Origin of the sequence: Vibrio porteresiae DSM 19223 (genome assembly GCF_024347055.1) — a bacterium.
Classification (GTDB): Bacteria; Pseudomonadota; Gammaproteobacteria; order Enterobacterales; family Vibrionaceae; genus Vibrio; species Vibrio porteresiae.
Window position 1 is genome coordinate 1,409,312 of record NZ_AP024895.1, and the last position, 11,824, is coordinate 1,421,135.

An 11,824-nucleotide genomic window follows, 5' to 3' on the forward strand; every position below is an offset into this window, starting at 1 on the left:
CGAATGAGTGAGTTGACTCATACTGCTGAAAAACAGCCAATCGATGAATTGGTTGGCTGGGTAAAACAGCATGATTTCTCACTGAACTTAACTTCTGAACGTCTGGCGTATTTAATCGCAATCTCCGTACTGAGTAGTGAACGTTTTGACGAAGAGTTAGGGGAAGGTGAGTTGCACGATGCATTTAAAATAGTCACAAAGATGTTTGATAACACTGGCGAAGCATCGGCATTTCGCGCTAATAACGCGATCAATGAACTAGTCAGTCAAAGATTGATTCGCCGCTTTACAAGCGAAGTCACGGAGGGCGCCAGCATTTATCGTCTCTCTCCTTTGGCGATTGGCATCACCGATTACTACGTGCGCCACAGACAGTTTTCAAAACTGAAGCTGTCGATTCAGCTGTCGATGGTCGCTGATGAAATGGCGAAAGCAGTCAATGCGGCGAAGCAGAGTGGCACCCCGAATGAATGGCGTAAGAATGTCTACGGTGTGCTTAAGTACTCGGTTGGCGAGATCTTTGACCAAATCGATTTAAACCAGCGCGTGATGGATGAACAGCAGCACGCGGTGAAAGAGCAAATCGCAAAACTACTGAATCAAGATTGGCGTGATGCCATCAGTAGTTGTGAGGAGCTTCTCTCTGAAACGTCCAATACCCTAAAAGAGTTGCAAGATACTTTGCAAGCAGCAGGGGACGAATTGCAAACCCAAATCCTTGATATTCAAGAGACCGTTTACGGTGATGATGAACTTGAATTCATCGCGGAAACCTTATTTGGTTTGCAAATGAAATTGGACCGTATCGTAAGCTGGGGGCAGCAGACGATCGATCTTTGGATCGGTTACGACCGCCATGTGCACAAGTTTATCCGTACTGCGATTGATATGGATAAAAACCGCGCCTTTAGCCAACGGTTACGACAATCTGTCCACGATTTCTTTGACCATCCTTGGTACCTCACTTATGCCGATGCAGAGCGTCTTCGTGACCTGCGTGATGAAGCCTTGATTCTGCGCGATGAGGAAGTGACAGGTTCTGTACCAGATGAAGTCGAATATCAAGAATTTGAACGCATACATGATGAGTTAGCCGAACGAGTAGGTGACATGCTGCAGCAATACAAACAGCACAATCAACCTATCGACTTAGGCTTGGTGCTGCGCGATTACCTCGCCGAACATCCACGCACTCATCATTTTGATTTAGCCCGAATTGTTGTTGATCAGGCGGTACGCCTGGGCTATTCAGAATCTGACTATCAAGCCATCCAGCCAGACTGGAAAGCGATCAATGAATTTGGGGCAAAGGTACAAGCAAATGTCATCGACCGATATTAATGAATTTATGCCAGTCAATCTGGCCAAAGCAATTGCCAACCCGCTTTTCCCTGAGTTGGACAGCTTACTGCGTGGCGGACGCCATATCGCCAGTGATGATATGGATAACCACGCGTTTCTTTGTGATTTTGAAAGCGAATTAGCGCTGTTTTACCAACGTTATAACACTGAGCTGATTCGTGCTCCGGAAGGCTTTTTCTATTTACGACCACGTTCAACCTCGCTGATTAACCGCAGCGTGTTGTCTGAACTGGACATGTTGGTTGGGAAAGTATTGTGCTTCTTATACTTAAGTCCTGAGCGTTTGGCACAAGAAGGCATCTTCTCTAACCAAGAGTTGTACGATGAACTACTGCAACTCGCCGATGAACAAAAATTGATGAAGTTAGTGACGAATCGCGCCACGGGTTCCGATTTGGACCGTGAAAAGCTGTTCGAAAAAGTACGTACTTCATTACGTCGTCTTCGCCGTCTTGGCATGATCATTCACGTAGGGGAAACCACCAAATTCCGCATCACTGAAGCGGTATTCCGTTTTGGTGCCGATGTGCGTGTAGGTGATGATATGCGTGACGCGCAACTTCGCTTGATTCGTGATGGTGAAGCTGTGGTGTATCACGAAGAGCCAGCTCAACCATCACTGCTTGATGATCAAGATGAGCAAGATTACGACGAGCAAACAGAATTAGAAGGTGAAGCATGATTGAAAGAGGTAAGTATCAATCGCTGACCATGATCAACTGGAACGGCTTTTTTGCCCGTACTTTTGATATTGATAACTTAGTAACGACGTTGTCTGGTGGTAACGGTGCAGGTAAATCGACCACTATGGCGGCCTTTATCACAACGTTGATTCCAGACCAAACTCTACTGCATTTTCGTAACACTACGGAAGCGGGCAGTTCACAAGCATCACGCGATAAAGGTTTGTACGGTAAATTGCAACCGGGTACCTGTTATGCCGCTCTTGATGTGGTGAACTCACGTAAACAGCGTTTGCTGTTTGTTGTGAAACTGCAACAAGTGGCTGGCCGCGACAAAAAAGTGGATATCAAACCTTTTGTTATCCAAGGTCTGCCAAGTCATATCAAACCGACCGATGTCTTGATTGAAACCGTATCGGCTCATCAAGCTCGTGTTCGTCAGATTAATGAAGTGAAAGATGCCGTTGCTGCAATTGAAGGAGCGAGTTATCGCACATTCAACTCGGTGGTGGATTATCACAGCCAAATGTTTGAATTTGGCGTTATACCTAAGAAACTGCGTAACAGCAGCGACCGTTCAAAATTCTATCGTTTGATTGAAGCATCACTTTACGGTGGTATTTCCAGTGCGATCACCCGCTCTTTGCGTGACTACTTGTTGCCACAAAATGGCGGCGTGAAAAAAGCGTTCCAAGACATGGAATCGGCATTGCGTGAAAACCGTATGACGCTAGAAGCGATCAAAACGACGCAAGCTGACCGTGATCTGTTTAAGCATCTGATCACAGAATCAACCAATTACGTGGCGGCAGACTATATGCGTCATGCCAACGATCGCCGTAACAAAGTTGACCAGACACTGTCACTGCGTTTGGAGCTGTTTGAAACACGTAATGCGCTGATTGAACACAACGACGTGTTGAACCGCGTGCAAGAAGAATTAGCTCAATTTGGCGATCAAGAAGGGGCACTTGAGCAAGATTATCAAGGTGCATCTGACCATCTGCAATTGGTGCAAAACGCACTGCGTCAACAAGAGAAAATCGAACGCTATCAAGAAGATCTAGAAGAACTGAATATTCGTCTAGAAGAGCAAATGATGGTGGTCGAAGAGGCGCAAGAGCGTCTGTTGATGGCAGAAGATCAAGCGACCGTTTCTGAAGAAGAAGTGGATAGCCTTAAATCGCAATTGGCTGACTACCAACAAGCGCTCGATGTGCAGCAAACGCGTGCCTTGCAATATCAGCAGGCGGTACAAGCGTTGGATAAAGCGCGTCAATTGCTGAGCAACGATGAGCTCACCATTGATGATGCAGTGACGACCGTTACCGAGCTGAAAAAAGCGCAAGAGAGTCAAACCTCGACCCTACTGGCACTAAAACACCGCTTAGATATGTCTTCTGCAGCGGCAGAGCAGTTTGAAAACGCCTTTGCTTTGATTCGCAGTATCAAGGGTGAAGTGGCTCGTGGCGAGGCTGCGCAAGTAGCTCGCGATGTGCTTAATCAAGCCCGTGACGCGGGTCATATTGTGACCAATGAGCAGCAATGGGTAGCACAGCAGCGTGAGTTGGCTCGTCAACAAGAGCAGCAGCAACAAGTTCGCCGCTTAATCGATGAGTATCAACAGCAGCATCATTTGGCGCTAACCGATGAAATAACGGTTGAGCAAGAGCGTGAGCGTCACAATGAACTGCTAGAACAGTTAGAAATAAGCTCTGAACAGTTGCGCGAAGAGCGCAGTGGCCTGCGTCAGCAAGAACAAGATTTGCAAAGTGATGCTACTCGCCTTGAATCGCAAGCGCCTGCTTGGATCAAAGCGAACGATGCCTTGGAAACCCTACGTGACCAAAGTGGCGCGGAACTGGCTGACAGTCAGTCAGTGATGAGCCAAATGCAAATTGTGCTGGAAGAAGAGAAAGGTCTGTCACTGGCTAAAGATAAATTAGCGCACCGTCGCGATGAACTCGATAGTGAAATTGGCCGTTTAGCTTCTCCTGGTGGTTCGAATGATCCGCGCTTGAAAGGTCTTGCTGATTCATTAGGTGGTGTACTGTTATCGGAAATCTATGATGACATCACTATCGATGATGCCCCTTATTTCAGTGCAATGTATGGTCCGGCGCGTCACGCGATTGTGGTCTCTGATCTTTCAGGTATCAAAGAACGTCTGATTGAACTTGATGATTGCCCAGAAGATTTGTACCTGATTGAAGGTGATGTGGATGCCTTTGATGACAGTTCATTTGATGCCGAAGAACTTGAAGGCGCAGTTTGCGTACAGTTCAATGCGCGCCAAATGCGTTACTCTCGTTTGCCAGAGATTCCACTGTTTGGTCGTGCTGCCCGTGAGCAGCGCTTAGAAAAGCTGCGCGATGAGCGTGAAGAGGTGGTTGAAGAGCATGCTAAGGCGGCCTTTGATGCACAAAAACTTCAGCGTTTGTATCACGCTTTTAACCAGTTTGTGGCTGAGCACATTCAGGTCGCTTTCCAAGCTGACCCAGAGCAAGCACTGACTAAAGTACGTGAACGCCGTAACCAAGTGGCTCGCCAACTGGCTGAGTTGGATAACCGTGATCAACAGCAACGCACGCAACGTCAAATCAGTAAGCAAGCACTTAGCGCGCTAGAACGTATTGCACCAAACATGATGTTGGTGGAAGACGAAACTCTTGACGCACGTTTCGCTGAAATGAACGATAAATTGGCGCAGCTTGATGTGGCGAAAGCCTTTAATCACAAGCATGGTAAAGCGGTCCGTGAACTTGAACGTATCGTGACTTCACTGGACGCCGACCCCGAGCAGTTTGAAAACCTAGAGCAGGAATATCAAATCGCTGACCAAGCATTGCAAACACTAAAAGCACAGATCTTTGCAGTGTCTGATTTGGTTGAACGTCGCCACTACTTTGCTTATTCCGACTCAGTGAGCTTACTCAGCCAGAGCAGCGAATTGAGTGAACAACTTAAAGCGAAGTTGGCGCAAGCGGAAGTACAACGTACACGCAGTCGTGAAGCGCTTAAGCAGGCGCAAAATCAGATGAACCAGTACAACCAAGTATTGGCTTCTTTGAAGAGTTCGCACCAGGCAAAATTGGAAACCGTTCAAGAGTTTAAGCTTGAATTACAAGACCTTGGCGTGCAAGCGGACGAGAGTGCCTTAGAGCGTGCTCAGTACCGTCGTAACGAGTTGCAAGAGCGTCTGCATGCGATGCGCAATCGTAAGAGCGAGTGCGAGCGCCTGATGACGTCGACAGAGATGGAGATGAAATCTCTAGTTAAACGTCTGAAGAAACTAGAAAAAGATTATCGCGATCTGCGTACTTTCGTGGTGAATGCGAAAACCGGTTGGTGTTCTGTACTGCGTTTAGCGCGTGAAAATGACGTAGAACGTCGTCTGCATAAACGTGAATTGGCGTACCTATCTGCGGATGAACTGCGTTCAATGTCGGATAAATCACTAGGTGCATTGCGTCTTGCGGTGGCTAACAATGAAGACTTACGTGACGCATTGCGTTTGTCTGAAGATAACGCCCATCCAGAACGTAAAGTTTTGTTCTATATCGCGGTTTACCAACATCTACGTGAACGTATTCGCCAAGACATCATTCGTACTGATGATCCTGTCGAAGCGATTGAAGAGATGGAAGTGGAGCTAGGTCGTTTAACCGAAGAACTGACACAACGTGAGAACCGTTTAGCCATCAGCTCTGAATCGGTCTCTAGCATCATTCGTAAAACCATTCAGCGTGAGCAAAACCGAATCCGGATGCTTAACCAAGGCCTATCGAATATCGCCTTTGGTCAGGTGAATGGGGTGCGTCTGAACGTTAAGGTGCGTGATAGCCACGAGACCTTGCTGTCGGGTCTGTCCGATCAACAAGATCAGCATCGTGATCTGTTTGAAAGTAGCCGTTATACCTTCTCTGAAGCGATGGCGAAATTGTTCCAACGAGTTAACCCACATATCGATATGGGACAACGTTCACCTCAGGTGTTGGGTGAAGAGCTGCTCGATTATCGTAACTACCTTGAACTTAGCATTGAGGTTAACCGTGGCTCGGATGGTTGGCTACAGGCAGAATCAGGAGCACTATCAACTGGTGAAGCCATTGGTACGGGTCAATCGATTCTGCTGATGGTGGTTCAAAGTTGGGAAGAAGAGTCGCGCCGTTTACGCAGTAAAGACATTGTTCCTTGTCGCTTGCTGTTCTTGGATGAAGCGGCTCGTTTGGATGGTAAGTCTATTGCAACGCTATTTGAGCTGTGTGAACGCCTTGACATGCAATTGCTGATTGCCGCGCCAGAAAACATCAGCCCAGAGAAAGGCACCACCTACAAGCTGGTACGTAAAGTGTTTAAAGACCATGAACACGTTCATGTCGTCGGCTTACGCGGTTTTGGTCAAGAGGCTAAAAGTAAAACACCAGAGCAGACCGTAGCAGAAGAGCTGTAGTCTGGTTTGATTATCTACTCAATGAAAGCGCCCTTCGGGGCGTTTTTTTTGCGCCAAATCTAAAGTCTATGTAAAAGAAAGTCTTATACTCAACATGTTGTGTATTTTCGACATTTTGTCTATTTCGTTTTTCATAGGGTTCTATTATGTATAAAGGTCTATTGATGGCAGCCTCTGTTGTGCTGCTGGCGGGTTGTTCTGGTGCTAATGTGACCAGCCAAGTTCGTGATTTTGATGCGACTAACGCCTCTAAGATGATTCGCTGCGTTACCGTTGGCACAGGTTCATCCTCAACTAACGACAAATTAGCGCAATACGATGGATGGAGTATGGTGTATGCGTCTGAGTACACAACAGACAATAAATCCACCACCGAGCTGACTATGTGCTTTGAGAAAAAAATGTAATAGCAAACCTCTCCCTGCCATTAATAGATTCAATATATTTCAACTCGTTAGTGGTGGGGAGAAACTCTGTAACTTCAGCGCGGTCTTCCAAACGAATCCCCCTTTCTTAATGAACTAGCTACCTTATCGATTGGCTGCTTCGCCATGTACTATTCTTAACTCATTATCAGTAATGCAGGTTTTTTCTTGTATGTATACCCAGCCTAATCGTCGAGCTATTGATACACTGCAAGCTCTACGTAGCCAATTGGAGCGTCTGACTCAGTTGGCTGAAAGCTATCCTGAATTGGTTGCTGAGCAGCAACAGCTGCAACAATCGATTGATTCTTTAGAGACGTTGTGGAGCCATTACAATGAATTGGAGCAAGATTGGGAGTGGTTTTTTGAAAACTCTATCGATATGAAATGCATCGCGGGACTCGATGGGTATTTCAAACGAGTTAATCCAGCGATTTGTCGATTACTTGGTTTTACTGCCGAAGAACTGACCTCTCAGCCGCTACTTAACTTTATTCACCCCGATGATGTAGAGAAAACCGCACGGGAACTGGAGAAGTTAGCGAACGGGAGAACCACGTTTCAATTTGAAAATCGTTACCGTGATAAAGAGGGCAATTGGCACTGGATTTCCTGGTGTTGCCCTCCGTTTACCACCGATTCTCGCCAGCTCTATGCCATTGCACGGGACATTACCGAAGCGAAGAAAACGCAGCAAGAGCTGCTTTATCAAGCGATGCACGACCCGTTAACGGGGTTACGTAATCGAGCGTCACTTGAGTACGATCTACAGCAGGCGATGATTCGCTGTGACGCGCAACCTTCGCTGTCAATTACAGTCATTGTGATTGATCTTAATGACTTTAAACAGGTGAATGACCGTTATGGACATCGCGCTGGGGATGTGGTGTTAACCGAAATGGCCAATCGCTTTAATCACATTAAACGCAAGAAAGATCTGGTGTTTCGTATTGGTGGGGATGAGTTTGTGTGGATTGCTGAGGGTAGCCACAAGCCTGCACAACCATCGATGCTAAAACGCATTGCCCAAGCGCTGGAAGAACCGATCAAATATGAAAAGCAAATGTTGAAACTCAGTGGGAGTATTGGTACTGCGGTTTACCCACACAGTGCGACGACACCATCGCAGTTAATTGAACAAGCTGACCAAGCGATGTACCAGATTAAAAAATCGCAAAAGCAAGCGGGCGGATGAACAGCAATAATGGTGATGAATTCAAATAATAAAGCCAGTCTGACGACTGGCTTTATTGTTAGACCGATAAGCGGCTTGAAGCGCATGTGAACTGAGTCTTAGAACTTATGGTCTTGCACGGCAAAGTGTTTAACCGCATAGGCAACGCGTTCGGTAGCCGAAGGATATATCAGTGGCGTACCCAAACTTTCGATATGACGCAGGCGCGGTAACAAGCCTGCACCGTTTGCAATTTGGATCGCTAAGCCCGGACGAGCATTCAACTCCAGCACCATTGGGCCTTCGTTTTTATCCAGAACCATGTCAGTGCCCATATAACCAAGGCCAGTCATTTCCCATGCACTGGCTGCAAGCGTCAAAAGCTCTTGCCATTGTGGCACTTCCAGCTCAATCAGTTCTCTACCTGTGTCAGGATGGACGGTCACAGGGCGGTTAAATTGTACCGCTTTTACTGCTTTACCGGTCCCGATATCGATACCCACCCCTACAGCGCCTTGGTGTAAGTTTGCCTTACCATCGGAAGCGGAAGTAGAGAGACGCATCATCGCCATCACTGGGTAGCCTTTGAACACGATAATACGTACGTCAGGCACACCTTCGTAACTAAAACCATCAAAGCAATCATCAAACACAATCAGGTTTTCAATCACTGCCACGTCGTTTTTCCCACCCAGAGAAAACAGACCCGCCAGAATATTACTGATGTGACGTTCAACATCGCTGTTGTTGATCGAATTACCTGACGGCTTAGTGTATTGGTTTGCTTGATGGGAGGTCACCACCAATATGCCTTTACCACCACTGCCGCGAGCAGGTTTGATAACAAAACCTGGCCAATCGGTAACCATAGAGTGAATGTTCTTTACGTCCCCCTGGTTACTGATCACGCCAATCAGTTTTGGTACGGTGGCTCCAGCACGTTGAGCAATCAGCTTAGTCTTCAGCTTGTCATCCACAAGGGGATATTTTGAGCGGTCGTTGTACCGCCCAATGTAGCTGTGGTTACGCTGGTTCATGCCCATAATGCCTTTGCGGCGCAACTTGAATGGCGATGTATATTCAGAGAGTGAAAACAACATATTAATCTTCCTCTGCTAATGGCTTAAAGCGACGTAGCTCGGAAATTCGGTAACCTGTGTAAGTACCCAGCAAGAGGATGATAGCCATTACCACTAATTGCAGACCGATAAAGTTGAAGGTCAGGTGTTGTACGTAGCCGTTGGTCATTGCAAGGTAAATCAGGATAGCGGTAAAGAGTGAGCCACCGCCTTGCATCAATACTTCTTTTGCCCCTTCTTCTTCCCATAGAATCGACATACGTTCGATGGTCCATGACAAGATGATCATCGGGAAGAAGGTAATGGTTAAGCCTTCAGTTAAGCCAAGCTTAAAGGCAACGACAGTAAAGATAGAGATAATCAAGATTACCGCGATGATCACTGCGGATATTCGCGCCACTAACAACAAGTTGAGCCGCGATAAGTAGCTACGGATAATCAAGCCCGTTCCGACAATCAGCAGGAAGCCAATAATACCGGTCATTAATTGGGTTTGCACAAAGGCTACCGCAATCAACACAGGCATGAAGGTACCAGAGGTTTTAAGACCTACAATGACGCGTAGGAATACGACAATCAGCGCACCAATAGGAATCAGCATGATGGTTTTAAACATCGCTTGCTCTTCTAAAGGTAGGCTGTGAATAGAGAGGTTAAGTAGCCCGTCAGCTTCAACTTTGCTGGTGGTTGCCTGGGTAGGTGAGACTTCTTCAGAAATCATGCTGAAGTAGACTTGGCTATTTTTACCGCCAATGACGTCCAGTAAAGAGACGTTAGATTCATCCCACACAAGCAGGTTAGGGTGAGTTGGCTGAGTGCCTGTCTCTGGATTAAACAGCTCCCATGTTTTGCCGTCCCAAACTTGGTTCATCATCTGAATAGGTTGACGACGACGACCATCTTCAAGAGAAATAACCCCCACCACTTTGTTTTGAATATTGGCATAAGAGAGCAATTTTTGCGTTGCTTCATAGCGCGCCATGTTGTTCAAAAGCAAAGAGGCATTTTGGCTTTCAGGATCGTTTAGTGTTTTGATCAGTTCGCGAGTAAAGCTCACAGGATCGGCCGATAGCTGGTTAGCTCGATTAATCAGAGCAACCGCAGCGGCCTCTTCAGGGCCATCGAATGTTGGCTTTTCGATGTCACCTGTTGGTGGAACTGGGTTTGAGCGTGCCTGTGGGTCTACCAAGAACTGGGTTTTGTAATAAATGGTTTGTGGACCCTTAGCGTGACGAATTGACCATTCGGCACGACGACCAGAGTTGCTTGAAATATAAGAAACGCCATAACCAGGAGAGGAAGCCGTTTCGTTGATGAGCGTATAACCGTCTTGAGTCGCAGGTGCAGCAAGAGAGACTTTAACGGGTTTGTCCATCGCGTAGAACTCGATGCGTGCTTCTAAATCCCATACTTGACGAGTTTCACCGGGGGTCCATGGCACACCGTATTGTTGGTGACGCATAACAGTCAGTGTTATCCCTGCTACGATAAGCAGCAGTATCGAGATGTAAAACGGTACTTTAGATGTCATAAGTGACCTTTACTTTTTCGTGTTTTCTTTATTGGCTTCTTTAACGCTGTCGGTATGAATAAATTTCTTGCTGACATCAACCACTGCGATGTCACGAATAAATTCTCTACCCAACAGGATAGGGTGGCTCATTTGTGAACGGTCCGCCAATGTAAATGGCGTTTTTTCATGAATGTCGCCTAATTTTACCCATAATTCGATCACCGCACGACGTTCTGCTTCTTCCGTGTTGGCTTGGCGGATACGGACGTAGCGAAGAATCGGTGCTTCGATCCACGGTGCGTCTTTGGCTACTTCATCACCTGCTGATAGGTGGAAACGAACCCAATTCTTACTGTTACGTTCAAATTCTTGAATATCGACGGCATTCAGTGATGAGGTCGCTGCCCCCGTGTCGACGCGAGCATCAAAAGATTGATTAATAGCATCGATAGTTACTTTTTCCACTTCACCTAACACCACTTCATGACGCGGTTTCTGCTGCGTCACTTGCAATGGCGCAGAAGCGTCTGCTGCCTGTTGCGCTGCCACCTGCTGTTCAGTTTGTGAATCGATTTCAGAGGCAGTGTGTTGCAGGAGTTTGACGTGATCTTGCAGTGTGATGATTTGTTGTTCGAGGCTATCAATGTAATCCATCTGGTTGCTAATTTGCAGCTCCAAATTGGTTAAGTGATTGTCAATATTCGATTCTGAATGTTGGATGGCGGCGAGCGTAGCTTGATGATATTCATCACCGTTCATCATAGTGCAACCTGATAGCATGCTAAGTGCAATAACGGGTGCTATTCGCTTAAACATTTGCGACCTTATTAATATGTTTGTTGGTGTTAATTATTATGATATTTCGAGCAAAACAAAGAGCGCCGCGACCTAAATAAAAAATCCTCTCTATCGAGCGCTTAATTCGATAAATAGGCGGTGAGGTAAATGCCACACCTTTTGGGTCGTTTTTAATGCTCATATCTCTTCAATATCGCAAGGATTATCATATTGCCACTGAGAAAAGAGTGAATCCAGCTATATGATATTTCTTGATTATACTTATTCAGTTGGGGAGCGGTTAGCTTCCGTGCCATAGCTTAGCCTCATCATCCTGATGGAGAGTTAAAACTGTGTC

At 46.5% G+C, this 11,824-nt stretch carries 8 protein-coding genes; 5 read left to right on the top strand and 3 right to left on the bottom strand.

From position 1 onward, the window contains the following. Positions 1-3: 3 nt before the first annotated feature. The 5 genes from mukF to OCV11_RS06540 all read left to right on the top strand — a co-directional run bounded on the left by mukF (position 4) and on the right by OCV11_RS06540 (position 8,118). Positions 4-1,341, top strand: a complete 1,338-nt coding sequence (gene mukF, locus OCV11_RS06520) for a chromosome partition protein MukF (protein WP_261895776.1) — start codon at positions 4-6, stop codon at positions 1,339-1,341. Further along, positions 1,322-2,044, top strand: coding sequence for a chromosome partition protein MukE (gene mukE, locus OCV11_RS06525; RefSeq protein ID WP_261895778.1), 723 nt, complete (start codon positions 1,322-1,324; stop codon positions 2,042-2,044). Before mukF ends, mukE begins: the two co-directional genes overlap by 20 nt. Next, positions 2,041-6,498, top strand: a complete 4,458-nt coding sequence (gene mukB / locus OCV11_RS06530; protein ID WP_261895780.1) for a chromosome partition protein MukB — start codon at positions 2,041-2,043, stop codon at positions 6,496-6,498. Before mukE ends, mukB begins: the two co-directional genes overlap by 4 nt. A gap of 146 nt (positions 6,499-6,644) precedes the next feature. Then, on the top strand, positions 6,645-6,905 hold the full coding sequence (locus OCV11_RS06535; protein WP_261895781.1) for a hypothetical protein: 261 nt from the start codon (positions 6,645-6,647) through the stop codon (positions 6,903-6,905). 190 nt (positions 6,906-7,095) lie between these two features. Continuing rightward, complete coding sequence (locus OCV11_RS06540; protein ID WP_261895782.1) at positions 7,096-8,118, top strand: sensor domain-containing diguanylate cyclase; 1,023 nt, start codon at positions 7,096-7,098, stop codon at positions 8,116-8,118. A gap of 98 nt (positions 8,119-8,216) precedes the next feature. On the opposite strand, the gene OCV11_RS06545 is transcribed toward OCV11_RS06540, so the two are convergent. From OCV11_RS06545 to OCV11_RS06555, 3 genes are read right to left on the bottom strand one after another with little or no spacing between them, the layout of a single operon-like run. Next, entirely contained in the window at positions 8,217-9,197 is a 981-nt protein-coding gene (locus OCV11_RS06545; protein WP_373332807.1) for an alpha-L-glutamate ligase-like protein, read from the bottom strand. Position 9,198: 1 nt separating this feature from the next. Continuing rightward, positions 9,199-10,707: an inactive transglutaminase family protein gene (locus tag OCV11_RS06550; RefSeq protein WP_261895784.1), complete on the bottom strand. Its 1,509-nt coding sequence runs from the start codon at positions 10,705-10,707 to the stop codon at positions 9,199-9,201. A 9-nt stretch (positions 10,708-10,716) separates the two neighbouring features. Continuing rightward, on the bottom strand, positions 10,717-11,505 hold the full coding sequence (locus tag OCV11_RS06555; RefSeq protein ID WP_261895786.1) for an ATP-dependent zinc protease family protein: 789 nt from the start codon (positions 11,503-11,505) through the stop codon (positions 10,717-10,719). Positions 11,506-11,824 lie beyond the last annotated feature (319 nt).